Source organism: Rhodoplanes sp. Z2-YC6860 (assembly GCF_001579845.1).
Classification (GTDB): Bacteria; Pseudomonadota; Alphaproteobacteria; order Rhizobiales; family Xanthobacteraceae; genus Z2-YC6860.
The window spans coordinates 8,110,676-8,134,853 of record NZ_CP007440.1; the positions used below are offsets into that span (position 1 = coordinate 8,110,676).

The 24,178-nt window shown below is 64.3% G+C and carries 22 protein-coding genes; 15 read left to right on the top strand and 7 right to left on the bottom strand.

Annotated features, from left to right (window positions below; all coding sequences use genetic code 11):
- The 4 genes from RHPLAN_RS37665 to RHPLAN_RS37680 all read right to left on the bottom strand — a co-directional run bounded on the left by RHPLAN_RS37665 (position 1) and on the right by RHPLAN_RS37680 (position 4,444).
- Complete coding sequence (locus tag RHPLAN_RS37665) at positions 1-1,224, bottom strand: acyl-CoA dehydrogenase (protein WP_084246342.1); 1,224 nt, start codon at positions 1,222-1,224, stop codon at positions 1-3.
- A gap of 130 nt (positions 1,225-1,354) precedes the next feature.
- Entirely contained in the window at positions 1,355-2,332 is a 978-nt protein-coding gene (locus RHPLAN_RS37670; RefSeq protein WP_068030065.1) for an ABC transporter substrate-binding protein, read from the bottom strand.
- Positions 2,329-3,228 (bottom strand): NAD-dependent epimerase/dehydratase family protein, encoded by a 900-nt coding sequence (locus RHPLAN_RS37675; protein WP_068030071.1) that lies wholly within the window; start codon positions 3,226-3,228, stop codon positions 2,329-2,331. Before RHPLAN_RS37675 ends, RHPLAN_RS37670 begins: the two co-directional genes overlap by 4 nt.
- Positions 3,229-3,262: 34 nt before the next feature.
- On the bottom strand, positions 3,263-4,444 hold the full coding sequence (locus RHPLAN_RS37680; RefSeq protein ID WP_068030075.1) for an aromatic ring-hydroxylating dioxygenase subunit alpha: 1,182 nt from the start codon (positions 4,442-4,444) through the stop codon (positions 3,263-3,265).
- Between the two features lie 371 nt (positions 4,445-4,815).
- Here RHPLAN_RS37680 and RHPLAN_RS37685 point away from each other — a divergent pair, with 371 nt between their 5' ends.
- The 11 genes from RHPLAN_RS37685 to RHPLAN_RS37735 all read left to right on the top strand — a co-directional run bounded on the left by RHPLAN_RS37685 (position 4,816) and on the right by RHPLAN_RS37735 (position 14,873).
- Positions 4,816-6,330: an amidohydrolase family protein gene (locus tag RHPLAN_RS37685; protein ID WP_068030080.1), complete on the top strand. Its 1,515-nt coding sequence runs from the start codon at positions 4,816-4,818 to the stop codon at positions 6,328-6,330.
- A gap of 61 nt (positions 6,331-6,391) precedes the next feature.
- Positions 6,392-6,760, top strand: coding sequence for a Rieske (2Fe-2S) protein (locus RHPLAN_RS37690; protein ID WP_068030084.1), 369 nt, complete (start codon positions 6,392-6,394; stop codon positions 6,758-6,760).
- Positions 6,761-6,773: 13 nt separating this feature from the next.
- Positions 6,774-7,589, top strand: a complete 816-nt coding sequence (locus RHPLAN_RS37695) for an ABC transporter permease (RefSeq protein WP_068030086.1) — start codon at positions 6,774-6,776, stop codon at positions 7,587-7,589.
- A gap of 37 nt (positions 7,590-7,626) precedes the next feature.
- Positions 7,627-8,658: an ABC transporter substrate-binding protein gene (locus tag RHPLAN_RS37700; RefSeq protein ID WP_068030089.1), complete on the top strand. Its 1,032-nt coding sequence runs from the start codon at positions 7,627-7,629 to the stop codon at positions 8,656-8,658.
- A 22-nt stretch (positions 8,659-8,680) separates the two neighbouring features.
- A complete protein-coding gene (locus tag RHPLAN_RS37705) occupies positions 8,681-9,514 on the top strand; it encodes an ABC transporter ATP-binding protein (protein WP_084246348.1) in 834 nt (277 codons plus the stop codon).
- A 37-nt stretch (positions 9,515-9,551) separates the two neighbouring features.
- A complete protein-coding gene (locus RHPLAN_RS37710; RefSeq protein WP_084246350.1) occupies positions 9,552-10,409 on the top strand; it encodes an ABC transporter ATP-binding protein in 858 nt (285 codons plus the stop codon).
- Between the two features lie 21 nt (positions 10,410-10,430).
- Positions 10,431-11,189: an ABC transporter permease gene (locus RHPLAN_RS37715; RefSeq protein ID WP_068030092.1), complete on the top strand. Its 759-nt coding sequence runs from the start codon at positions 10,431-10,433 to the stop codon at positions 11,187-11,189.
- 19 nt (positions 11,190-11,208) lie between these two features.
- On the top strand, positions 11,209-12,240 hold the full coding sequence (locus RHPLAN_RS37720; RefSeq protein WP_068030094.1) for an LLM class flavin-dependent oxidoreductase: 1,032 nt from the start codon (positions 11,209-11,211) through the stop codon (positions 12,238-12,240).
- Positions 12,241-12,253: 13 nt separating this feature from the next.
- Positions 12,254-13,099, top strand: coding sequence for a polysaccharide deacetylase family protein (locus RHPLAN_RS37725; protein WP_237180008.1), 846 nt, complete (start codon positions 12,254-12,256; stop codon positions 13,097-13,099).
- A gap of 17 nt (positions 13,100-13,116) precedes the next feature.
- Positions 13,117-14,079 carry an ABC transporter substrate-binding protein gene (locus RHPLAN_RS37730; RefSeq protein ID WP_068030096.1) on the top strand — a complete coding sequence of 321 codons (963 nt, stop codon included), beginning with the start codon at positions 13,117-13,119 and terminating at the stop codon, positions 14,077-14,079.
- Between the two features lie 47 nt (positions 14,080-14,126).
- Positions 14,127-14,873 (top strand): GntR family transcriptional regulator, encoded by a 747-nt coding sequence (locus RHPLAN_RS37735; RefSeq protein WP_068030097.1) that lies wholly within the window; start codon positions 14,127-14,129, stop codon positions 14,871-14,873.
- 148 nt (positions 14,874-15,021) lie between these two features.
- Here RHPLAN_RS37735 and RHPLAN_RS37740 read toward each other — a convergent pair whose 3' ends face one another.
- Positions 15,022-15,465, bottom strand: a complete 444-nt coding sequence (locus RHPLAN_RS37740; RefSeq protein WP_237180009.1) for a nuclear transport factor 2 family protein — start codon at positions 15,463-15,465, stop codon at positions 15,022-15,024.
- Positions 15,466-15,735: 270 nt separating this feature from the next.
- Between RHPLAN_RS37740 and RHPLAN_RS37745 the strand changes: the two genes are divergently transcribed.
- From RHPLAN_RS37745 to RHPLAN_RS37760, 4 genes are all read left to right on the top strand, one after another.
- Entirely contained in the window at positions 15,736-16,944 is a 1,209-nt protein-coding gene (locus RHPLAN_RS37745; protein ID WP_068030103.1) for an ABC transporter substrate-binding protein, read from the top strand.
- An 87-nt stretch (positions 16,945-17,031) separates the two neighbouring features.
- On the top strand, positions 17,032-17,904 hold the full coding sequence (locus tag RHPLAN_RS37750) for a branched-chain amino acid ABC transporter permease (protein WP_442971800.1): 873 nt from the start codon (positions 17,032-17,034) through the stop codon (positions 17,902-17,904).
- Between the two features lie 2 nt (positions 17,905-17,906).
- A complete protein-coding gene (locus RHPLAN_RS37755; RefSeq protein ID WP_068030105.1) occupies positions 17,907-20,408 on the top strand; it encodes a branched-chain amino acid ABC transporter ATP-binding protein/permease in 2,502 nt (833 codons plus the stop codon).
- A 3-nt stretch (positions 20,409-20,411) separates the two neighbouring features.
- A complete protein-coding gene (locus RHPLAN_RS37760) occupies positions 20,412-21,641 on the top strand; it encodes an amidohydrolase family protein (protein WP_068030108.1) in 1,230 nt (409 codons plus the stop codon).
- A 57-nt stretch (positions 21,642-21,698) separates the two neighbouring features.
- Here the strand turns inward: RHPLAN_RS37760 and RHPLAN_RS37765 are convergent, their stop codons facing one another.
- Together RHPLAN_RS37765 and RHPLAN_RS37770 are read right to left on the bottom strand one after the other, a co-directional pair.
- A complete protein-coding gene (locus RHPLAN_RS37765) occupies positions 21,699-22,613 on the bottom strand; it encodes a FecR family protein (protein ID WP_068030111.1) in 915 nt (304 codons plus the stop codon).
- A 10-nt stretch (positions 22,614-22,623) separates the two neighbouring features.
- The gene (locus RHPLAN_RS37770) at positions 22,624-24,006 is read right to left on the bottom strand and encodes a tetratricopeptide repeat protein (RefSeq protein WP_068030113.1); all 1,383 of its coding nucleotides are present in this window, start codon (positions 24,004-24,006) and stop codon (positions 22,624-22,626) included.
- Between the last annotated feature and the right edge of the window lie 172 nt (positions 24,007-24,178).

The window sequence follows — 24,178 nt, forward strand, 5'->3', positions numbered from 1 at the left end:
TCACATGAACGCCTGGATTCCGGTCTGAGCGCGGCCGAGAATCAGCGCATGGATGTCGTGGGTGCCCTCGTAGGTGTTCACGGTCTCGAGGTTGCACATCACGCGCATCACGTGGAACTCATCCGAGATGCCGTTGCCGCCGTGCATGTCGCGGGCGACGCGGGCGATGTCCAACGCCTTGCCGGTGTTGTTGCGCTTCATCAGCGAGATCGACGGCGGCGCGGCCTTGCCGGCTTCGAGCATGCGCCCGAGCGCAAGTGCGCCACGAAGCCCCAGCGCGATCTCGGTCTGCATGTCGGCAAGCTTCTTCTGCACCAGCTGATTGGACGCAAGCGGCTTGCCGAACTGTTTGCGGTCGAGCGTGTATTGCCGCGCCGCATGCCAGCAGAACTCGGCCGCGCCCATCGCACCCCAGGCGATGCCGTAGCGCGCCATGTTGAGGCAGCCGAACGGGCCGGCAAGGCCCGATACGTTCGGCAGCAGGTTCTCTTCCGGCACCACGGCGTCTTCGAGCACGATCTCGCCGGTGACCGAGGTGCGAAGGCTGAGCTTGCCCTCCACCTTCGGTGTCGAGAAGCCCTTGGTGCCGCGCTCGACGATGAAGCCGCGGATCTTCCCTTCGAGCTTCGCCCAGACGATGGCGATGTCGGCGATCGGCGCGTTCGAGATCCACATCTTGGCGCCGTTCAGCTTGAAGCCGCCCGCGACCTTTTCGGCGCGCGTCACCATCGAGCCCGGGTCAGAGCCGTAATCCGGCTCGGTGAGGCCGAAGCAGCCGATCAGCTCAGCCTTGGCAAGCTTGGGCAGATACTTCTTCTTCTGCGCTTCGGTGCCGTAGGCATAGATCGGGTGCATGACCAACGAAGACTGCACCGACAGGGTTGAGCGGTAGCCGGAATCGACCCGCTCGACCTCGCGCGCGATCAAGCCATAGGCCACATAGCCGAGGCCCGCGCCACCGTACTCCTCCGGGATGGTCGGGCCGAGCAGGCCCAGAGCGCCCATTTCCGGCAACAGGTCCTTGTCGACCTTCTCCTCACGCCAAGACAACCGCACCCGCGGCATCAGCTTGTCCTGGGAGAAAGCGCGGGCGCTGTCGCGCACCATGCGCTCGTCCTCGGTGAGATCGCCGTCCAGGCCAAGCGGGTCTTCCCAGTTGAAATCGGCGTCCTTGAGCACCTGGGCGGGCTTGGGATGAGACTTGGCGGAAACGGCGGTCGACATGGCGGACTCCGGCTCTAAGGGGGATTGTTACGGCCATTTTAGCGGCTTCCCGCGGCGCTGTCGTCATGTTCTGCAACGCCGAACGTCATGCCTGCTGCGCCGTTGTCGCCCTCTACTATGGATTGAATATCTACTTCATGACGAATGGTCGCAGCTGTGCCGTCATGAAGTCCTCGGCCTTCTTCGGCTGCATGCCGCCGTATTTCACCATCATGTCGATCACCGCCTGCCAGCGGTCGAGCTTGACCTGATAGTTCCAGCCGATCAGCGGCATGTTTTCGAGCATGCCGCGGTCGAGCTTGGTGTAGGCCGCGATCTCGTCGCGCGCCCGCTTGTCGTCGGCATGCAGATAATTGATCGACTCCTTCATCGCGGCGATAAAGCCGTCGATCGCCTGGGGATTGGACTTCAAGAACGAGCCCTTGGCGAACCAGACACCAAGCGGCTGCTCTGGGATCGCCTCGACATAATTCCAGGAGATCACCCGGCCGCCGGAATGACGGAGCTGGGTGGTGAACGGATCGACCGGCACCACCGCGTCGACGTGGCCCGCTTTCAGCGCATTCATCATCGCCGGGAACGGCACTTCGGACATTTGCACCGAGGCTGGATCGACCCCGGCCTTGTCGAGCAGCATCTTCACCGCGATGGTGTTCTGCGTCGAAAGCCCGCCGACCCCGATCTTCTTGCCGCGCAGGTCCGCAATCGTCTTGATCGGCGAGTTCTCCATCACCTGCACGCTCGCCGAATCCGGCGGCGTCGCATGCGCGCTCTCGTCCTGGAATACCGGCACGATATCGAGGCCGCGCTCCATCGCGATCATGCCGATGCCCGGGATCGACAGCAGCACGTCGATGGCGCCGCCCTGCATCGCCGGGATCGATTCGGCGCCGGTGTTGAATGGCGTCAGCGTCGCCTCGATGCCGTGCTTGGCGAAGAAGCCGCGCTGCTGCGCCACCCAGGCGTCGGTTTGCGCCGCGATGCGCAAGGTGCCGACGCGGAGCTGGATCTTGGGCTTGTCCTGTGCCGGCGCAACGGCAGGCGCGAGGGCGACCAAAGCCAAGATGAACGCCGAAGTCACGAGCCACGCTGTTTTCGTGAGATTCATGGTGTCTCCTGTCCGATGCGCTTGGACCGCGCGGCGGGCTTTGCGGATGAGGAAGAACTGTCGCCGCGCCACGAATGTTTTGGGCTCCAGCCGAGCAACCGCCGTGCCAGCTCGTTGGACACCGGCGCCAGCGCGCCGGTGAGCGCCGCAGCGCGATCGCCGATATCGGGCGCAAGCTTCGGATAGAGTTCGGCAAGCGGCACCGATACGGTGGTCTCGCCTGAGCCCACATACACGGCCTGCGCACCGCTCAACTCCACCTCGACCGCAAGACGGCAGGCCTCGGCGAGGTCGCGCGCATCGATGTAATGGTAGAGACCGAAATCTTTGATCATTCGGCCGTTGTTCTTTCGCAACGTTTCAAGCTCGTCGGGCGACATGACCCACGGCGCGCGGATGAACACCGTCACCATGCCACAACGCGCCGAAAAGGCGCGGCCTACGCTTTCCAGCACCTGCTTCGACAGGCCGTAGCAATCCTGCGGCTGGCATGGATGGTTTTCATCGATCGGCAGATAGTCGGGCAGATGTTCGCGTTCAAACGAACCTGGCGCCCAGCCGAGCACCGCCTCGCTGCTGAGACTGACCACGCGGGGCACACCGTTGCGCCGCGCCGCCTCATGGATGTTGAAGGCGCCCATGGCGTTGATGCGGAAGGTGTCATTGTCGGGCACGACGCTGTGGGTCGGGATGCCGGCGAGGTGGATGATGGCCTCGGCACCTGCGGCCGCAGCCGTGACCGCATCGAGGTCTTCGATGTCGCCGATGATCTCACGGTTGGCCGGCTCGCCGGACGGCTGCCGGTCGAACACCGTCACGTCATGCTGTTGAGCTTTCAGCGCGCGGACCACCCATTGTCCGAGCTTGCCTGCACCGCCGGTGACAAGGATCTTCATCGCGCGTTCGAAAGCATCGACGAGTGCCGCGAGCTCACGTCAGCTCCGCCTTGGATGCCTGCTGGCTCGACGCTGCATCGCCGGAAGCGACGGATGCGCCGCCATCCTCGGCCTCGGCTTCCGCCTTTGCGGCGCGCTCGCCGTCGAGCCCGCGCGCATGCAGATCGCACCAGCGCCGCCATGCCACGATCGCGACGTCCGGCCGGAACAGCCGCTCCGGCGGGCAGTCCATCGCTTCGACGATAAAGCCGTCCTCCCAGCGATTGAGCATGATGCGATGAAACAGCTGGATGTAGCTCCACACGCGGAGCTTCCACCACAGCGCACCGAGGCCCTTGGTCCGGCGGACCGCGATCTGGCACATCAGATGGTGCTGCTCATCGACCGGCGTGAAGAACTGAAAATCCTGCCAGTTCTTGTGGCCGACATAGAACACCCCCGGCAGCCGCGCCTTGCCGACGATCACCTGGCCGCCGGCTTTGCGCCAGAAGCCATCGCGCGGCCACGTGCCGACACCCGGGTAGTTCTGCGGACCAAACACCGGCTTGCTCAGCCGGCGCAACCATTTGCCATCCTCGCTCGGCACCATCTGCACGTCGGTCTGGTAGGCCGGGAACAGCCGGAAGAACGCGAACGGCGTCTTGCGATGCAGATAGCGCGCATGAGCCTCGTCGACCGCGTTCTCCATGGCATAGCGCCAGTCGCCCTTGCGCAGTTCGATCATCGGAATGACGACGGCGTCCTCGGCGAGGAACTCTTCCGGCACGTCTTCTTCGATCGGCGGCGCAGGCTGATCGCCGACATAGACCCAGATGATGTTGGCGCGCTCTTCGACCGGATAGGTCTTCACGCGCACGACCGCCTTGCCGCAGATCGGCGAGTCGGGCCCGTCGGTCAGCGCCGCGCAAAGCTCGCCATCCGCCAGACGATACGTCCAGCCGTGATAGATGCACGAGATGGTGCCAGGAAATTCGTTGCGGCCCGCCGACAACGGCACGCCGCGATGCGGGCAGCGGTCGTGTAGCGCACGCACCTTGTCGCCGTCGCGCATCAGCAGGATCGGCTCGCCGACCACCTTCACGGCCATAGGCTTCTTGCCGAGCTTCCGCGACTCGATCGCCGGGTACCAGTAGTTCCGGAAACCCTTGTCAGCCGCCTCATAGCGCGGCCAGCTTCGGTAGAGCGAAGCACGACTTGCCGGTTGACGTTCGTCCATCGCGATTTCGCCTCCGACTTTCGCGCCGCCGCATAGTCGTTTTGACGCGGCGACGGGGCAAGCTCATTCCCCATGCATGGCAGGCTCAAAAACGCGGCGGCACACTTCGGATCGTATTGACGTGCCGCAGCGGCGGTCGCACCATCACAGCATAGCAAGATCGGAATGCCGTTACACTTGAAATGCCGAGTGGAATCCATGCCGCGGCTGGGCGCCGCGGGCGTTGCGGTCCATGGCTGACGATCGAAAGCGTCAGCACTGCTGGCACGTCGCTTGCACACAAAATGGCCGGAACGCCTGTCCCCTCAGCTTGAACCGCTCCTGATGCTGGCGGCTTGGGAATGTGGGCTACAGCGAGTGGGAGTGCGCAGATGTCCGATGCCGGCGGCCAGACTTTACTGCTCAAGAACGCGCATGTGATCGATCCCGGCCGGGGCATCGACCGGGTCGCCGACGTGCTGATCGCGGACGGCAAGATCGGCGCGGTCGGCGAGGTTCCGCCCGATCCGCAAACGCCGGTCCTCGACCTGACAGGCTCATACCTCACGCCGGGCTGGATCGACCTGCACGTTCACGCATACGGAACGCTGGGCTTCTCCGATCCCGACAGCATCGGCGTCTATCACGGCGTGACCTCGTTCGTGGAGGCCGGCGGACCCGGCATCGACACGCTCGACGAATTCGTTGCCGTGATGGACCGGCTCGAAACCGATCTTTACGTAGGCCCGTTCATCCGCCCGATGGGACTTCTGGGCCTGAACTTCATCGAAGGCGACGTGCGCACGCTCGGCAACGTGCCGATCGCGCGCTGGCTCGATTTCGCCAAGGAGCACCGCGACCGCCTGCGCTATCTCAAGTGCAACGCCATCGGCGATTATGGCACCGGCACGCTGAAGATCACCAAGGGCCTGTCCGAAATCCTCGACCTGCCGCTCTACATGCACATCGGCGAGTTCCAGCTGCAGCGGCCCGATCATCTGCTCGCGCCCGAGGCGTTCAAGATCGCCGAGCAGGGCGACATGATCACCCACATCTACCACGGCAATCTCGGCCAGGTGATCGACCGCGACGGCAAGGTGCTGCCGGAAGTGCTCGACGCGCAGAAGCGCGGCGTGCTGTTCGATCTCGGTTTCGGCGGCTACAACTTCTCCTGGGACGTCGCCGAGAAGGCCTACGCGCAGGGCATTGTCCCGCACACCATCAGTTCCGACCTGCAACAGTTCAACGTCGTGCGGCCGGCGAAGAGCCTCGCCAACGTCATGAGTATCGCGACGCGGCTCGGGCTCTCGCTCAACGAGACCATCGAGCGCGTGACCGCCGGACCTGCCGCGGCGCTATCGCTGACCGACCGCGCCGGCAGCCTCAAGCCCGGCATGCCGGCCGATATTTCGGTCTTCCGTATCGAAACCGGCGAGTTCGAGCTGCTCGACTGCTTCAACAAGACCCGCAAGGCCGATCGCCAGATCGTGCCGCTGATGGCGTTCAAGCGCGGCAAGCGGTTCGACTGCAATTTCGAACGCGGCCTCGACGAGAAGAACTGGTTCCTGCAGATCGCCGAGGATCATGTGCCGGTGCGGGCCGAGCATCTCGTTCCGGCGCAGCTTGCGTTTCTTTCGACGCTGGCCAACGCGCTCAAGGAGCAGACCTGGGAGCTCGCCAGCGCCGAGCGACTCGACCTTCCGAAGGCCATCGAACTGCAAGCCATCTTCCGCGGCGTGCTGGACAAATCAAACCTGCCGCTTCGCGCCGCGATGGACGCGCTCTATTCCTGCTTCCTCGATCAGCCATTCACCATGCAGATCGGGCTTCTGATCATGCGGGTGGAGCGCTCCTTCATGCTGTCACGGTTGAAAGAGGTCACGTCGCGCCGGCCGCTCGCGGCGTGACCGGAACTCGTAGAGCAACTCCTTCAGACCAACTCCTTTAGAGCAACTTCTGGAGCATTGCGTGGAAACTCCCGCTGAAGCCGCAGGCGCGCAGGCCACCGAAACACCGGCCGAATCCGCGTGGCAGAAGCTCGATGGGCTCGATCCGGCCGCAGGCAGGTTTCCGGCGCCGGCCCGCGTCGATGGCGAGGGTATTCTCATCTTTCGCACCAAAACCGGCTTCCGCGGCGTCCAGCGGCTTTGTCCGCATCTGAAGTTCTCGCTGCACGACGCCGACATCGTCAGCAACGACACCATGATCCGCTGCAAGCAGCATGTCTTCACCTTCCGCCTCGCCGACGGGCGCGGCGTCAACTGCCCGGGCTTCTCGGTCAGCGTCTACGAGGTGAAGGACGAGAACGGCGCGCTCTACGCCAGGCGAGCCAGCTAGAAGGATCACCGCCATGCCGGCCCGCCCATCGCCCACGACCGGTTTGGCAAGCGCGGGGCTACGGCGGGCAGGCCTGATTGCGGCGCAGCTTGGCATCGTGGTGGCGCTGCTGGTGCTATGGCAGCTCGGTGTCTCCGACAGGAACGTCGCCTTCTTCAGCCGGCCGCTAATCGTCTGGGACAAGATCGTCGAGTTGGCAGGCGATCCGTCGTTTCACCGCGACATCGTGGTCACGCTGACCGAGATCGCGATCGGTTACGGCATCGGCGCGGGCGTCGGGCTTGCGCTAGGCTTCATTCTCGGCCGCTCGAAGCTGATGTCCGATCTGCTGCAGCCCTTCATCATCGGGCTCTACAGCATCCCGAAGATTGCGCTGGCGCCGATGTTCATCATCTGGCTCGGGCTGGGCATGTCGTCCAAGGTCGCGGTCGTGGTGCTGGCTTCGTTCTTCCTAGTGTTCTTCAACACCTATTCGGGGCTGCTCAACGTCAACGAGGAGTTGGTGCGGCTGGCGCGCTTGATGGGCGCGTCGTGGCGGCAATGCGCGACGCGCGTGATCCTGCCGTCGGCGGCGCATCAGATCTTCATCGGGCTCAAGACCGCGGTGCCCTACGCTGTAATCGGCGCCGTGATCGGCGAATACATCGGCTCCAACGAAGGGCTCGGCCATTTCATCCTTTACGCCTCGCAGACCTACGATGCGCCGGCGCTGTTCGCCGGCATCCTGGCGCTGATCGTGATCGTGTTCCTGAGCAATTACGCACTGAACACTCTGGAGCGCATGGTGATCCGCTGGCGTCACGTCGAAGGCGCGGCGGTGCAGCTATGAGAACTTGCAAGCGTTGAGGCAAACAGTGGGGCACATCATGCTCAAGCGTCGGGATTTCATCGCCACCATGGGTGCAGCGCTTGCAGCGGGCACGCCTGTGCTTGCGCCGCTGCCGGCGCAAGCACAGGGCAAGCCCGGCCTCACGCCCGGCCGTGGCGTCGTCTCAGCGCCAGGTCTGTCATTCTCGGCGCTTTATATTGCCAAACGCCAGGACTACTGGTCCGCCAACGGCGTCGACTACAGCCTCAAGACCGTCCAGGGCGGGCCGCTCGCCATGGCCGCGCTGACCGCGGGCGAAGCCGATTTCGCCTGCATCGCCTCAAGCGATCCGTTGATTGCCTGGGACAAGGGCATCAAGACGCTTGCGATCGCGGCCTTCACCTCCGGTGTGGCCATGCAGATGGCGGCGCGCAACGACTGGATGGCCAAGCTCGGCGTCACGCCGGCCTCGACCACGGCCGACAAGGTCAAGGCGCTGAAGGAGGCGCGCATTGGGGTGTCGACCATCGGCGGCGGCCCGGCGCAGTTCATGAAATATGTCGCCACGCTCTACGGCATAGAGGAGCGCGACTTCAAGCTTCTGGCCGTGGGCTTTGGCGCAGCGCGGGTGGCGGCACTGCGCGAGAATCAAGTCGATGTGATCGTGGGCTCCGCTCCCGACGCCGACGAGGTGGCGCTGCTGGGCTTCGGCGACTTCTACCTGAGCTTTGCAGTCGACATCCCGGCCTTCAAGGATTTCCCCTACACCATCCTCGCGGTGACGCCGGATTTCGCCAACGCTCAGCCGAAGGCGGTGCACGCCATCGCGAAATCCATCGGCCAGGCCAACGATTTCATTCAGAGCAAATTCGGCGACACGCTCGACATCCTCAAGGCTGAATTCCCCAAGATCGACGGCCGCGCCATCGTGCGCTCAATGGAGCGCGACCGCGCCACCTTCCCGCGCGGCGGGCTGATGAGCCAGTCGATGTGGGAGAACGGCATCAAGGTCGCGAAGAACATGAAGACCGTGAAGAACACGCCGCCGGCGGCCGAGGGCGAGTTCTGGACCAACAAGTTCCTGACGTGATGCAAGCGTTTCGGGGTCTCCGATGCTGAAAACCGCGCTGCGTTCCGTCCGCACCGAAGCGCCGGCGCCGGTGGACGATGCGCTTGCGATCGAGTTCGACGACGTGAGCCTCGCTTTCGGTTCGGAAGCCGGCAGCATGATGGCGCTCGATCATGTGAGCCTCACGGTGCCGCGCGGCCAGATCACCACTGTGGTCGGTCCTTCCGGCTGCGGAAAGACCACGCTGCTGCGCCTCGTCGCCGGCCTGCTCCAGCCGTCGAGCGGACGCACCCTTTGCAATGGGAGCGAGGTGCGCGGCCTCAACACCGGCATCGGCTTCGTGACTCAGGACAGCAACCTGTTTCCCTGGGCCACGACGCTTTCCAACATCGAGTTTCCGCTCACGGTGCGCGGGGTGCCGGCGCGCGAGCGCCGTGAACGGGCGATGGAGTGGATCGCCAGTGTCGGGCTTTCCGGCTTCGAGAACAGCTATCCGTCGCAACTCTCCGGCGGCATGCAGAAGCGCGTATCGATCGCGCGCGCCTTCATCTACGAGCCTGAGGTGATCCTGCTCGACGAGCCGTTCGGCGCGCTTGACGCGCAAACCCGGATGATGCTGCACCACCAGCTGCTGCAGCTCTGGCAGAAGCGCCGGATGACCATGCTTTTCATCACCCACGACTTGGTCGAGGCCATCACACTGTCGGACCAAGTGGTGGTGATGACCAAGCGGCCCGGCTGCGTCAAGGAGCGCTATCGCATACCGCTTGCCCGCCCGCGTAACGTGTTCGAGATTTATCTCGAGCCAGGCTTCGACGATGCTTACGGCGCGCTATGGAAGCACTTCAAGGCCGAGATGAGCACGGATACGCCATGATATCTTCCCAGCGTTCAGCCGAGTGCATGAGTTAGTGATGGCAGTGAGTGCGCTTTCCAAGCCGACCGATGCAACCACGGCACAAGGCCCCCGCGCGGTTCCGGCGCAGCCGATCATCGAGGTCCGCAATCTCAGCAAGACCTTCAAGTCGAAGCATGGCGCGCTGACCGTATTCAACGGACTCAACTGCAGCATCGAGCGGCGAAGCTTCCTGTCGGTCATCGGACCGTCGGGCTGCGGCAAGTCCACGCTACTCAAGCTGATCAGCGGGCTCGAGACGCCGAGCGGCGGCGATATCCGTTTCAACGATCGCGTGGTGAAAGGCCCGCCCAAGGGCATGATCTACGTGTTCCAGCAGTACACCAAGTCGATCCTGCCCTGGCGCACCGTGATCGAGAACATCGAGTTCGGGCTGCTGGCCCAGCGCTCCCTGCCCCGCAAGGAAGCCCGCGAGCGCTGCCGCGAATACATCGAGCTCGTGGGGCTCAAGGGCTATGAGGACTATTACCCCTATCAGCTCTCCGGCGGCATGCAGCAGCGCGTCTGCATCGCGCGCGCGCTCATTTGCGAGCCCGAGGTGCTGCTGATGGATGAGCCGTTTTCTGCGGTCGACGCGATGACCCGCGCGATCCTGCAGGAACTGGTGATGCGTATCTGGCAGACGTTGCCGATCACCATCCTGTTCGTCACCCACGACGTCGACGAGGCCGTGTTCTTGTCGACCCGGATCATCTCACTGGCACGCGCCGGCGGGGGCATCGCCGAAGACGTACCGATCGCGCTGCCGTCGCCGCGCGACCAGATCGCAACGCGCGCCGATCCGAAGTTCACGGAGCTGCGGCAGAAGCTGTTCGCCAGCATCTTCGTTCAGGAAAAGAGCGCCAATCCGGCCTGACGCGATATTCGAGAGAGTGGCATGACCAAGCGCTGGCCCGGATTTCTTCTGATCGTCCTGCTGCTCATCTTGTGGGAGGTGGCATCGGCGGAGAAATGGATCGATCCGGTGTCGATGCCGCGGATCAGCGTGATCGCGGCCTCGTGGATCGAGAACATCGGCGGCGGCCCGCTGCTGAAGAGTCTCGGGCCGACGCTGTGGCGCATCTTCGTGGGTTTTGGCCTGGCGACGCTGGTTGCGGTGCCGGTTGGACTCCTGATGGGGAGCGTGCCGTTCGTCTACCGGCTGCTTGAGCCGATCACCGAGTTCGTCCGGCCGATCCCGAGCTCGGCCTATATCCCGGTGGCGATCCTGTTTCTCGGCATCGACAACGAGATGAAGATCTTCGTGGTGTTCCTCGCCTGCATCTTCCCGATCCTGCTCAACACCTATAGCGGCGTGCGCAGTGTCGATCAGGTGCTGATCGACACCGGCCGCACCTTCGGCGTTTCGTGGCTGCGCGCGCTGTGGTCGATCGTGCTGCCGGCCTCGCTGCCGAACATCCTCACCGGCATGCGCATCAGCCTCGGCATTTCGCTGATCGTCGCCGTGGTCGCCGAGATGATCGCGGGCTCCAGCGGCATCGGCTACTTCATCCTCGACATGCAGCGCGTGTTCCGCGTGCCGGAGATGTTCGCCGGCATTTTCACCCTGGGTTTCCTCGGCTTCCTGATCAACTTCCTGTTTCTCAAGGCCGAGGGCTATCTGCTGCGCTGGCGCGGCACCAGCGTCGAAGCCTGATCCGACGGACGGAGGCGCCATGCGCTTTGGCATCTGGACACCGCTGCCACACACCATCCGCCCCGAGCCGCGGATGCAGGACGCGATCGCCGAGCTCTCCACGCCGGGGTCGGGTGACGGCCCAGACGAATCCTACCAGTTCGCCATCGACATCGTGCGCGAGGCCGAGAGCGTGGGCTTCGACTCGACGCTCATTGCGCAACGCTATCTCGGCCCGGACCTCGATGCCTGGATGCTGGGCTCCGCGCTCGCCGCGCAGACGAAGACCATCGAGATCATGCCGGCGGTGCATCCGGGCATCGTGCTGCCGCAACTCGCCGCGAAGTTCGGCGCAAGCCTCGACCGCATCAGCGCCGGCCGCTGCGCGATCAACATCGTCAACGGCTGGTGGGCCGACGAGTTCAACATGTACGGCAACGGCTCGTGGACCGACGACGCCGACGCGCGCGGCCGCCGCCTGGACGAATTTGTGTCCGTCCTGAAGGGACTTTGGACGCAGAGCCCATTCAGCTTCGACGGCGAGTTCTTCAAGCTCAAGGACGGCCGGCTCCCGACCACGCCGCGCACCCGGCCGCATCCGTCGATCTACGCGGCAAGCCGATCAAACCCCGGCAAGGACTCCATCGCACGGCACTGCGATGTCTGGTTTGTCAGCTACAAGCCGGGCTTCCGCAATTTTGAGACCAACATGGCTGGCGTCGTCCGCGACATCGCCGATATGAACGCACGAGCCAAATCCCACGGCCGCACGCTGCGCTACGGTATCAGCACGCACGTGATCTGCTGCGAAACGCTGGCGGAAGCGCATGCCCAGGCCGACGCGCTGGAGGCTTATGGCGCGACCAACCGCCTCGCGCTGGTGCCGGCACTCGCGCTCGGCGCAGGCCTCGTCGGTACGCCAGAGGTCATCGTTGAGCGCATCGAACAATACAGGGCTGCAGGCATCGAATTGCTGATGTTGCATTTCCATCCAATGATGCAGGGCTTGCGCACCTTCATCGACCGAATCATGCCGAAGGTGCCGCACACCGCCGCCCGTACCGCCGCCTGAGGAGGATTGCATCTTGAGTGCCCCGGACCCGTTCAAGCATTTCCCGTATCGCGCCATCGTCGACCATCCGCCGTTCACCTGGCCGAACGGCGCGCGCATCGCAGTGTGGGTGATCCCCAACATCGAGCACTTCCACGTCGAGCTTGGCGCGAGTGCGCCCGACGTCCGCAATCACTCCAGACGTGATTATGGCAACCGGGTCGGCATCTGGCGGCTGATGGACGTGATGCAGAAGCACGGCGTGCGCGGCACCGTGGCGCTGAACGGCGAGGTCGGCAAATTCTATCCGCGGATCATGAAGGCCTGCGCCGATCTGCACTGGGAGCTGATGGGACACGGGCTGACCAACTCGGTCATGCTCACCGGCATGTCGGAGCAGCAGGAGAACGCCGTCATTGCCGAAACCAAGACCATCATCGAAAGCTACGGCCAGCAGATGCGCGGCTGGCTCGGGCCCGGCCTGACCGAAACCTTCAACAGCGTCGATCTTCTGCGCAAAAATGGCGTCGAATACACTAGCGACTGGGTCAACGACGACCTGCCCTATCGCATGAACAACGGGCTCTACAGCATTCCGTACACCATCGAGCTGAACGACATGCCGCTGTTCAACGCGCCCTCGATCAGCATCGCGGATTTCCTGCAGCGCGTGCACGATGCCTTCGATGTGCTGTACGAAGAATCCGCCAAGACGCCGCGGGTGATGAGCATCGCGCTGCATCCGTTCCTGATCGGCTCGCCGCACCGCATCCGCTATCTCGACCGCGCTTTGCAGTACATCAAGAGCCACGACAAGGTGTGGTTCGCGACCGGCTCGGAGATCATCGACGCCTACAAAAAGGCTGTCGGAGAGAAATAAGAGACAGGGAGACATCAATGGGTATCGCCAAGATCATCGGATTTGCCGCCGCGCTGTTCGCGGCAGCGCCAGCCGCGGCGCAGGACCAGAAGCTCGCGCCGCTCAAGGTCGGCGTGTTGAAGATGGCGGCGCTGACCAATCCCTGGGTCGCCAAGGAACGCGGCATCTTTCAGAAGAACGGGATCGACGTGACGCTGATCGAATTCCGCACCGGCAACGAGGCGATCGCGGCGCATCGCGGCGGTTCGGTCGATATCGTCCTCTCCATCCCCGGCACCGCTATGACCGCGGTAGAGCGAGGCTTCGATCTCGTGGCGATCGCGCAGAATGAAATCGCGCAGTCCAAGGGACCGGACACCGGCTCGGTGCAGGTTCTGAAAGACTCGCCCTATCAGAAACTCGCCGATCTCGCCGGCAAGAAGATCGCGGTGTCCGGCCTGCACAGCCAGAAGACGGTCGCCATGCAGACGCTGTTCAAGCGCGCCGGCGTCGATGTCGACAAGCTGCAGCTCATCGAGATCCCGTTCCCGAGCCAGTTCGACGCGCTGAAATCGAAACAGGTCGACGCCGTCAACACGGTCGATCCGTACACCACGCAGCTCATCGCCTCCGGGCTTGGCCGCGTCATCGCCTGGGACTATGCGGACTCGATCCCCGAGCAGCCGCTCGGCGCCTGGTTCGCCAAGTCGACGTATGTCAAAGCCAATCCCAAGGCGATCGAGGGTTTCACCAAGTCGATCAAGGAGTCGATCGAATACATGATGGCCGATCCGCAGCGCGCCCGCGCCGCGGTGGTGTCCTACACCGGCCTGCCCGCCGATCTCGTCAAGGACATGCCGATGATCGGCTGGGACTACAAGGTGAAAGCCAGCAAATGGCAGGCTGTGGTCGACATGATGGTCGAGAACGGCGAACTCAAATCCAAACACAACGCAGACGAATATTTCGCCGAGCAGATCAAGCCTTACGTGACGAAGTGATGGAGACCGTCCATTGACTGGCGCGGCCTTATCGTGACGATAGGCTCATGGTCCGATCGAAGCCAAAGCCCAGTACTGATCGGGCGGCGCTGATCTATCGGGCGCTGCGCCACGCCATCATCGAGCAGGCGCTGGAGCCCGGCGCAAAACTGCCCGAGGACACCATTGGCGAGCGCTTCGGCGCGAGCCGCACCATCGTGCGGAGCGCGCTGGGCCAGCTTGCCGCCGAAGGCCTTGTCGAGCTGCGCCGCAATCGCGGCGCCTCGGTCGCGACGCCGAGCTGGGAGGAGGCGCGCGACATCTTTGACGTTCGGCTGGGGCTTGAGCACCTGGTGGTGTCGCGGCTCGCCGGCAATCTCACGCGCGACCAGATCGCGACCCTGAAGAACCATGTCGACCAGGAGGAAAAGGCGCGCGGCAACAACGAACCGTTGTCGATCAGGCTCGCGACCGAATTCCATATCCTCCTGGCGGAGATGACTGGCAGCCCGGTGCTGACCCGTTATGTCAGCGAGGTCTCGTCGCGTTGCGGATTGATCCTCGCGCTCTACAGCCGGCCGCATTCGTCCGAATGCGCCGTAAACGAGCACCGCGCCGTGATCGCAGCGCTCGCGGCTGGCGACGCCGAGCGCGCCGCCTCCTTGATGGATGAGCATCTCGAATCGGTTGCGGGCCGCGCGCTGATCGTGGCAAAGCCGCCGAAGAGCCGCGAGTTGAAAGATATCCTCGCAACTTATGTGGACGAGAAGAAACCCGCAGGATCGGCCAACGGCGCGAAGCGCCGCGGGCGCTGAATAACATTCAAAACATTCTTCGGTCGCGTCGGCGGGCGGGGTGGGATGGACTTTTTTTGCGAAGAGGTCACCCCACCCCGCGAGCTTCGCTCGCGACCCTGCCCCTCCAGGGGAGGGTGACGGTGCGCGTTGCGCGACCTGCGCTGAACTACGCGTCGATCCCATTGCGCGTGAGCAGCCGCTCGGCGCTGTCGTTCCACACGTCCATCTGCACGATCTTGCCGCCGCGCACGACGAAGCGGTCGACATAACGGTTGCCTTCGAATGCCGTGCCGTCCGGCCATTCGCCGTAGAGCGTGCCGATGTTGTACACAATGGTCTCGCCGCGGCCCGGCACCACGTCGGAGCGCTCCATCGCCTTCTTCACCCACTTGTACCGCTTGGCATTGAACGCCGTGCTTTCGCGTGGGTGGCTGAACTTGCAGCCGCCGGTGAAGGTGAGTTTCAGCGGTTCGGCGATGTAGCGCGCGGCCGTCTCCGGATCCGGCACCATCGAGGCCACCAGGAATTTTTCGACGATTTCCGCAGCCTCCGCGGTTTCATCGGAGGGCGCGATCACGGCAGCCTTTGCGGCGGACGAAGCAGGTGACATGGCGGGTCTCCCTTTGGCTGGTGGCAGGCCGGAGCACGCCCGGCGGTCCGGCCGGACCATGCATTTTCCCGGCCAGGCGAATGTACTGGAATCCGGCCAAAAATTGTATACACTACTGCATACGATTTTGCCCAAGGCATTTGCAGTTGCCTAGATTCCAGGCGGCCGGCAGTGCCGAAACGGCAGGATTCATGGGGCTTTTCAATGTGCGGCCCTTGGCATGCCGCTTGCGACGGCAGGGCACGGGTCAACCCTCCGAGAGGTAACGCCATGCCCGTTCCGTCCCGCATTTCCAGAACTACGTCCAAGATCACATCGAAGATCACGCGCCGCCTGCTGCTGGCGGCCGCAGCCGCTGCGGCTCTGTCGGCTCCGGCATTCGCCGAGGACACCATCAAGCTCGGCCTCGTTGCCGCGATGTCCGGTCAGTCGGCAAAATCCGGCGAGGCCATCGTGCGCGGTCTCTCGCTCGCTCTCGACGAGATCAACGCCAAGGGCGGCCTGCTCGGGAAGAAGGTCGAGCTCGTGGTGCGCGACGACGAAAGCAATCCGGCCAAGGGCGTGGTCGCGGCGCGCGAACTGGTGCAGCGCGAGAAGGTCGCGGCGCTGTTCGGCGGCCTCGACACACCCGTGTCGGTCGCCATCGTACCGTTCGCCAACCAGAGCAAGGTGCCGTTCATGGGTGTGTGGGCGGCGGGCACGCCGATCACGCGCAACGGCGCGGCCGAGAACTACGTGTTCCGCGTCTCCGCCGTCGACGTGCTGGTCGACAAGGCGCTGGTCGATTACGCGATCAAGAAGTACAGCGCCAAGAAGCCCGGGATGATCCTGATCAACAATCCCTGGGGCGAATCGAACGAGGCGGGGCTGAAGGCCGCGCTCGCCGACAAGAGCCTTGCTTACGCGGGCATCGAGAAATTCCAGGACGCCGACGTCGATGTGGTGCCTCAGCTCACCCGCTTGAAAGAAGCCGGCGCCGACGTGCTGTTCATGGTCGCGAACGTCGCGCCGTCTTCGCAGGTGGTGAAGTCGCTCGACCGCATGGGCTGGAATGTGCCGATCGTCTCGCACTGGGGCCCGGCCGGCGGTCGCTTCAGCGAGCTCGCGGGCCCGAGCAGCGAGCGCGTGCACTTCATCCAGACCTTCAGCTTCTCGGGCAAGCTTTCGCCCAAGGCCGAGCAGGTTCTGGCGGCGCTGAAGGCGAAATATCCGGCGATCAAGACGCTGGCGGACGTCACACCCGCGGTCGGCATCGCCAACGCCTACGACGCGATGCATCTCACCGCGCTCGCCATCGCCAAGGCAGGCTCGACCGAAGGCCCGAAGATCCGCGAGGCGTTCTACGCCATCGATAAGTATGACGGCCTGATCAAGAGCTACAGCAAGCCGTTCTCGCCCACGAATCAGGACGCGCTGACCTCGGAGGACTATCTCTTCACCTACTTCAAGGAAGGCGAAATCCTTCCGCTGACGAACTAGCTTCAAATCAAGCGTGTGAACTTCAAGAATTGGCGGGACGCAGGCCACCGCCTGCGTCCCGCTGCTGCATCTGAGGAGCAGGCAGTCATGCTGCTGATCTCGGCGATCGTCTCCGGCCTCGCAGTCGGCAGCATGTACGGGCTGATCGCACTCGGCTTCCACGTCACCTACGTGGTCTCCAACACCGTCAATTTCTCGCAGGGCTCAGCGATGATGCTCGGCGCCGTGCTGGGCTACACCTTCGGCATCCGCTTCGGGTGGCCGCTGCCGCTCGCGATCGCGATGGCGCTGTTTCTCTGCGCGCTGTTCGGCCTGGTGGTCGAGCGCACGCTGGTGCGCCCCTTCGCCGAACGCGGCTCGAACGGCTGGCTGATGGCGACGGTCGCCGGCGGCATCGTGATCGACAACATCGTGCTCTTCACCTTCGGCAAGGAGCCGCGCGGATTCCCGTCGATCCTGGCGCAGAAGCCGATCGAGCTGTTCGGCACCGGCGTGTTTCCGCTGCAGCTCGTCATTCCGGCGGTCGGGATCGCCATCACGGTCGCGCTGCAGCTTGCGTTCAACCACACGCGGCTCGGCAAGGCCCTGCTCGCCGTGGTGCAGAACAAGGACGCGGCGCGGCTGATGGGCATCAATGTGCGGGCTGCGATCGCGTTCTCGTTCGCACTGTCGACGGCGCTCGCGGGCCTCGCGGGCCTGCTGATCGCGCCGCTGTTCAGCGTGCATTCCGACATGGGGACGCTGTTCGGCATCAAGGCCTTTGCAGTCGCTATCCTGGGCGGCATTACGTCGGCTTCGGGCGTGATGCTCGCCGGATTCCTCTACGGACTGATCGAGGCCACGGTCACGGCCTTTGCCGGATCGACCTACACCCAGATCGCGGCCTTCGGCGTCGTGATCCTCGCGCTCGCCGTGATGCCCAACGGGCTGCTCGGCCGCGCCGCGACGAAGAAGGTCTGACCATGAACGGCCGCGCGCTGACACCCTCGGCGATGACCATCACGATCCTGGCGCTGACCGCGGCTGCGGTCGCGCTGGTGCTCGGCAGCGAAGGCTACACGCATTTCATCATCGCACTGGTCGCGCTGACCGCTGTGGTCGGCGTCGGATTGAACGTACTGCTGGGTCTCGCCGGCCAGGTGTCGCTCGGTCACGTCGGATTCTATGCGATCGGCGCCTATACGGCCGCGATCCTGACGCTGAAAGGCATGAGCTTCTGGCTGGCTTTCCCTGCGGCCGGCATGGTTGCTGGCATCCTTGGCGCCCTGCTCGCGCTGCCGGCGCTGCGCGTCACCGGACCCTATCTCGCGATGATCACCATCGCGTTTGCCTTCATCGTCCAGCACGGCACCATCGAATGGAAAGGCCTGACCGGCGGCCAGAACGGACTGATGGGTCTCGTGCCGCCGGAGCTTTTCGGCCGCGCCTTCGCCGAGCGCGAGATGGCGTTGCTGGCCGTTCTGCTCGCGGGCCTCTCGCTCTATGTGTTCCAGCGCCTCGCCGCGAGCGCCTGGGGCAAGGCGATGGTCGCGGTGCGCGACAGCGAAACCGCGGCGCGCTCGATCGGGCTCAACCCGGTGACGGTCAAGACCGCGGCCTTTGCAGTCTCGGCGGTGTTCGCGGGCCTTGCGGGCGCGATCTTCGCGCCGCTGATGATGTTCGTTGCGCCAGACTCGTTTCCGTTCTCGCAATCGATTCTGTTCCTGCTCGCCGTGATCGTCGGTGGCGCGGGTTGGGTGCTGGGGCCGGTTGTTGGCGCCATCGTCACCGTGATGCTGCCGGAGCTTCTTTCCGGGCTTGCCGAATACCGGCTGCTGTTCGTCGGCGCACTGCTGCTGGTGGTTTTATGGATCGCACCGGAGGGCGTCATCGGCACCATCGCGCGCCGCTTCCGCCGTACCGATCAGGCGTGGGCCAAGACGGACGGCTTCGATCTTGGTGTCGTCCCTTCCGGCGAGGCCACGGGGGCGCCGCTACAGGTCGAGGGCATCGGCATTTCGTTCGGCGGCATCAAGGCCGCATCCGGTGTGAGCTTCACGGCCGAGCCCTCCCGCATCACCAGCGTGATCGGGCCGAACGGCGCGGGCAAAACCACCGTGCTCAACATGATCGGCGGCTTCTACCGGCCGGACGCCGGCCGCATCCGGCTCGGCGGCGCAGAGCTTGCCGGCGCGCCCGCGTGGCGCATTTCGCGCGCCGGAATCGCGCGCACCTACCAGACCACGCAGCTGTTCGGCGAGATGAGCGTGCTCGACAACGTGCTGGTCGCGCTGCGCCGCGGCCGGCTCGGCAATCCGGTGATGGGCACCGCAACCGGCGAGGAACAGCGCATCGCCGAAGCGCTGCTCGCATTCGTCGGCTATCACGGCGCGTTGGCTGCGCCCGCGAATGGTCTGCCTCACGTCGACCGCCGTCTCGTCGAGATCGCTCGCGCGCTGGCCACCCGGCCAGGCGTGCTCCTGCTCGACGAACCGGCCGCGGGGCTGATGCGTGCCGACAAGGCCGCGCTGAGCAAGCTCATCCGCCGCATCGCCGATCTCGGCGTCGCCGTCATTCTCGTGGAACACGATATGGCGATGGTGATGGGCATCTCGGACCACGTCGTGGTGCTCGACGCGGGCCAGGTCATCGCGGCCGGCAAGCCTGCCGAAGTGCGGCGCGATCCGCGCGTGCTGAAAGCCTATCTCGGCGACGGCGAGATGCGCGGACGCCCGCGCGCCACGGCCTGGAACGGCTCGCAGGACGCGATCTTGACCTGTCTCAAGCTCAGCGCCGGCTACGGCGCTGCGCCGGTCCTCGACGAGGTCTCGTTCGAAGTGAAGCCCGGCGAGCTGGTGGCGCTGCTCGGCTCGAACGGCGCCGGCAAGTCCACCGCCATGCGCGCCGTCACCGGGCTCCTGCGTCCCGTCACCGGATCGATCATCGTCGACGACAAGCCCGTCGACCATGTGGCCGCGCATCGGATCGCGGCGAGCGGCGTGGCGCTGGTGCCAGAGGGCCGCCAGGTGTTTCCGGAGCTGACGGTGCGGGACAACATCCTGCTCGGCGCCCATTCGCGAAAGCAAGTCGATCGCGAAGCCGAGCTCGAAGTGATGCTGAAACGCTTCCCGCGGCTGCGCGAACGGCTGACGAGCCGCGCCGGGCTCCTCTCTGGCGGCGAGCAGCAGATGCTCGCTATCGCCCGCGGGTTGATGGCGCAGCCGCGCATCCTGTTGCTCGATGAGCCGTCACTGGGCCTGGCGCCAGCGATGATTAACGAGCTGTTCGACGTGCTGGCGGAGCTGCGCGACGACGGCGTCACCATCCTGCTGGTCGATCAGATGGCCGCCATGGCGCTGACGGTCGCCGATCGCGGCTATGTGCTGGAATCCGGCCGCGTGGTACGGAGCGACACCGCGGAGGCGCTGGCACACGATCCGGCGCTCGAAGCGGCCTATCTCGGACACCCGGAAGCGGCGCAGTAGCCCATGCTCGATCTCGTCCTCCGCAATGCCCGCATCGCCGGCCGTGGTGCCGCGACCTTCGACATCGCTGTCGCCGGCGGCCGCATCGCCGATATCGCACCGTCAATTGCGGCCGATGCGCCGTCCGAAAACCTCGACGGCCGCCTCGTGACACCGGGCTTCGTCGACACACACATCCATCTCGACAAGTCCTGCATCCTCGATCGTTGCCATGCCGAGCACGGCACGCTGCAGGAAGCGATCGCACAGGTTGCGGCCGCCAAGCGCGCCTTCACCGAGGACGATGTCTACGAACGCGGCCGTCGCACGCTGGAGAAGGCCATCGTGCAAGGCACCACCCACATGCGCACCCATGTGGAAGTCGATCCGCGCATCGGACTGAAAAGCTTCCAGGCGATCAAACGCCTCAAGCGCGACTATGCCTGGGCGATCGATCTCGAGATTTGCGTGTTTCCGCAGGAGGGCCTGCTCAACGATCCCGGCACCGAGGCGCTTCTGATCGAAGCGTGCAAGTCAGGCGCCGGTCTGATTGGCGGCTGCCCCTATACCGACAGCGATCCGCATGGCCAGATCGCCCGCATCTTCAGCATCGCTCGCGAATTCGATCTCGACATCGACTTCCACCTCGATTTCGATCTCGACGCCTCATGGATGGATATCGAGGAGGTCTGCCGACAGGCTGGAGCGCATGGCTATGGCGGCCGCGTCGCGGTTGGCCATGTCACCAAGCTGTCGGCGCTGCCGCCGAAACGGCTCGATGCCGTGGCGCAACGCCTCGCGGCCTCCGGCGTCGCTGTGACGGTGCTGCCGGCGACCGATCTGTTTCTGATGGGCCGCGACCACGATCACGCCGTTCCGCGCGGCGTCGCGCCGGCGCATCGGCTTGCCGAGCACGGCGTGACCTGCTCGCTCTCCACCAACAATGTGCTCAATCCGTTCACACCGTTCGGCGATTGCTCGCTGGTGCGGATGGCGAACCTGTACGCCAATGTCGCCCAGGCCGGCAGCTCGCGCGAGCTCGCGGCCTGTTTCGATCTCGTCACGCAACAGCCGGCACGGCTGATGAATCTTTCGGACTATGGCGTCGCTGTCGGCAACCCGGCCGATCTGATCGTGCTCGACGGCACCGATCCGGCCATGATCGTCGCCGAACTCGCAGCCCCTCTCATGGGCATCAAGCGCGGCCGCCGCAGCTTCAGCCGCCCCGCGGCGGTGTTCAACCGACCGCAATAGCGCTACACGCTATCATGTAGAGCGCAGGCTGACGCGGGATATTCGCCCGCGTTGCCCCTAGCAGTAACCGCACGGGGGCGGTGGAGGCGATACCGGCGGTGCCGGCGGCGAGACGCTGCCGGCTTGGTTGGTCTGCGACACGCCTTTGGCGGCGCCATTGCCGGCACCGAAGATCGAGATGTAACCGAGCGGATCGGTACCGGGTGGACTGGTCGGGTCCTGGATCACGGTGAACTTGTATCCGTCCGGCACATTGCCTTGCGTCGGGATATTGGCGACGCCCCCGGTCTGGCCCGGCTTGCTGTTGATCAGTTGCATGACCAGTTGCAACACCGCATCCGGGAGACGGAACGGCGTCGGGATCGGATCGTTGGGTCCACCGAGCACCGTGGCGAAGCCCGGCTGCAGCGTCACCGAGCCGACATTGTTGGTGACCGTGATCTGACCGAAATTCGACAGCACCAGCTCACCACCGGTCACGCCCGTGGCCTGCTGGATCATTTGCATGATGCTCTGCGGCACTTGCACCATCACGGTGACCATGCCGCCCCGAATGCCGAGCGAGGCCGACGGCGTCCGGATCTCGGCGCCGGAGTTGTGGCTGACCTGCCCCCCAATGAAGCGCAACGCGCCCTTGGTGACGGTCGCCACCATGGCCCCCGACTTGGCTTGCGGGTCGTAGACGAACTGGTCGATCACCAGGTCGCAATTGGCGCCGAGATTGATCGCCGACTGGTCCGGGAACTGGATTTGCGTCGAGCCCAGAGCAGAGGTGCGGACCCGCTCCTTCACGGCAATGTTCGTGCCGATCGTGAGCTTGCGCATGGCGCCGCCCGGCGGCGTGCCGGTCGCCTCCTGATTGACGGCGCCGACCCTGCCGTAGCTTTGCGCCTCTGCGGTGCTCACGGTGGCTACCGTGGACAGCAGAACCCCGAGCAGGCTCGTGACTTGAGATGGTTTGGTCCAATCCATGATCGCGCCCTCAGAATCGCGCCGTTGGTCCGGTCATGACCTGATAGTTGTCCAACCGGAAGTTCGGCAGCGTGGAGGTGGTCTTGTCGTACTGGAAGGTGGTTTTGAGGCCGAACACTTTGGTGATCGGCGTGTCGAAGATCACGCCAGCTGTCCATGTCTTATCGGACCGCTTCGTGTTCGGATCGAGGAACGGATTGGCCGCGTCGAAATCGGTTTCCGTGTAGCGGGCAAACGGCGACAGGATCCAGTAGCGCGGCATCCAGGTGAACGGCGGCGGCACCATGAACGAGAGCGCGGCTTCGCCGACCCACTGATCGAAATTCTGGAAATCCGCCTGGCCTTCGCCGCGCCGGTAGTAACCACGGGCATCGAGCCTCACGGTCTCGACGATCGAATACTTCATCGACATGCCGCCAGTGAACCAGTTGCCGCTGCTGAACTCGTTCAGCTGGGAAGCAGCGACGCCTTGAGTCGCGACCGGCGCATCGACGGTGATACCCACATGCCGCCATTCGAAGCCCGGCTCGAAGGAGAGCTTCGGGTTGACCGGTAGCGTGAAGACAACGCCGGCTCCGCCGGAGGCGAGATACTGGCTGCCCCCGACCCAGATGTTGCCGCCCGTGACGTAAGGCTTCACGCTCGCGCCCGGGAACACGTCGTTCCTGATCGGAATACGCCAGCCAAAGCTGCCGTCGATCAAGCCGACGTTGAGGTCGGTCAGCACGAACTGCTGCGTCAGATAGCCGGTGAAGCGCGTCTCGAAGGTCGATCCCGCGGTATCGTTGAGATCGTAGTCGTGGCTCAGGCCGACCATGCCGAACCAGTTGCTGTCGGAGCGCTTGGTGTTCGTCGTCGGCAGACCGAGCTCCTGGCCGCCGACATTCACGAGGCCATTCGACGGCGCAAAATTGGCATTGCTCTGATACCGCACGCCAGTCTGGGCAAAGCCCGAGAACCGGCTCTGCTGCGTCTGCCGCTCGGTATCGGGCAGATAATCTTCGATGCGCGATTTGGTGACCGGATCGAGCCCCCGCGTCGCCAGCGCTTCCTTGAAATAGCGCTTGGCCATGTCGAAGGAGCGCAGCTTCATGTACAGCGTGCCGAGCTCGTACTTCACATGCGCCAGATTCGGATTGTAGTAGAGCAGACGCTCAAGGGCCGCGATCGCGGCTTCATAATCGCCACGATTGGTCGCCACTTTCACGTAGGCGAAGGTGACTTCGTAATTCGTCGGCTCGCGCAGCATTTGCGCATGAAGGCGCTCTTGTTCGTCGCTGGCGTCTTGCGCCGACGCCGGTTGAATCGCAACGAACAACGCAAAGACAGGCGCGCAGACGGTCATCAGGCCTCGGGCAAAATTCACCCGGGCCGCAATTTCCCTGTACGGCATTCCTAACTCCAGCACCCGCCGTCCCGAAAAAAATCACACGGGAACTGTGTTCGCAAGTGCGGCGCGTTGACCGCGCGTCATAAACCGGACGTTGTGGAACGGAGTGTGGCCATTCTGCACCAGATGCAGGTGCTGGGGTACGCTTTCGCGGCAGATCGTCACGCTCTGTGGA

Coding starts and splice junctions, on each gene's coding strand:
- RHPLAN_RS37705 (WP_084246348.1), top strand. CDS start 8,681: ATGCTGAAAACCGCGCTGCGTTCCGTCCGCACCGAAGCGCCGGCGCCG.
- RHPLAN_RS37665 (WP_084246342.1), bottom strand. CDS start 1,224: ATGTCGACCGCCGTTTCCGCCAAGTCTCATCCCAAGCCCGCCCAGGTG.
- RHPLAN_RS37720 (WP_068030094.1), top strand. CDS start 11,209: ATGCGCTTTGGCATCTGGACACCGCTGCCACACACCATCCGCCCCGAG.
- RHPLAN_RS37680 (WP_068030075.1), bottom strand. CDS start 4,444: ATGGACGAACGTCAACCGGCAAGTCGTGCTTCGCTCTACCGAAGCTGG.
- RHPLAN_RS37710 (WP_084246350.1), top strand. CDS start 9,552: ATGGCAGTGAGTGCGCTTTCCAAGCCGACCGATGCAACCACGGCACAA.
- RHPLAN_RS37700 (WP_068030089.1), top strand. CDS start 7,627: ATGCTCAAGCGTCGGGATTTCATCGCCACCATGGGTGCAGCGCTTGCA.
- RHPLAN_RS37755 (WP_068030105.1), top strand. CDS start 17,907: ATGAACGGCCGCGCGCTGACACCCTCGGCGATGACCATCACGATCCTG.
- RHPLAN_RS37715 (WP_068030092.1), top strand. CDS start 10,431: ATGACCAAGCGCTGGCCCGGATTTCTTCTGATCGTCCTGCTGCTCATC.
- RHPLAN_RS37760 (WP_068030108.1), top strand. CDS start 20,412: ATGCTCGATCTCGTCCTCCGCAATGCCCGCATCGCCGGCCGTGGTGCC.
- RHPLAN_RS37770 (WP_068030113.1), bottom strand. CDS start 24,006: ATGCCGTACAGGGAAATTGCGGCCCGGGTGAATTTTGCCCGAGGCCTG.
- RHPLAN_RS37670 (WP_068030065.1), bottom strand. CDS start 2,332: ATGAATCTCACGAAAACAGCGTGGCTCGTGACTTCGGCGTTCATCTTG.
- RHPLAN_RS37675 (WP_068030071.1), bottom strand. CDS start 3,228: ATGAAGATCCTTGTCACCGGCGGTGCAGGCAAGCTCGGACAATGGGTG.
- RHPLAN_RS37685 (WP_068030080.1), top strand. CDS start 4,816: ATGTCCGATGCCGGCGGCCAGACTTTACTGCTCAAGAACGCGCATGTG.
- RHPLAN_RS37745 (WP_068030103.1), top strand. CDS start 15,736: ATGCCCGTTCCGTCCCGCATTTCCAGAACTACGTCCAAGATCACATCG.
- RHPLAN_RS37735 (WP_068030097.1), top strand. CDS start 14,127: ATGGTCCGATCGAAGCCAAAGCCCAGTACTGATCGGGCGGCGCTGATC.
- RHPLAN_RS37740 (WP_237180009.1), bottom strand. CDS start 15,465: ATGTCACCTGCTTCGTCCGCCGCAAAGGCTGCCGTGATCGCGCCCTCC.
- RHPLAN_RS37730 (WP_068030096.1), top strand. CDS start 13,117: ATGGGTATCGCCAAGATCATCGGATTTGCCGCCGCGCTGTTCGCGGCA.
- RHPLAN_RS37765 (WP_068030111.1), bottom strand. CDS start 22,613: ATGGATTGGACCAAACCATCTCAAGTCACGAGCCTGCTCGGGGTTCTG.
- RHPLAN_RS37750 (WP_442971800.1), top strand. CDS start 17,032: ATGCTGCTGATCTCGGCGATCGTCTCCGGCCTCGCAGTCGGCAGCATG.
- RHPLAN_RS37695 (WP_068030086.1), top strand. CDS start 6,774: ATGCCGGCCCGCCCATCGCCCACGACCGGTTTGGCAAGCGCGGGGCTA.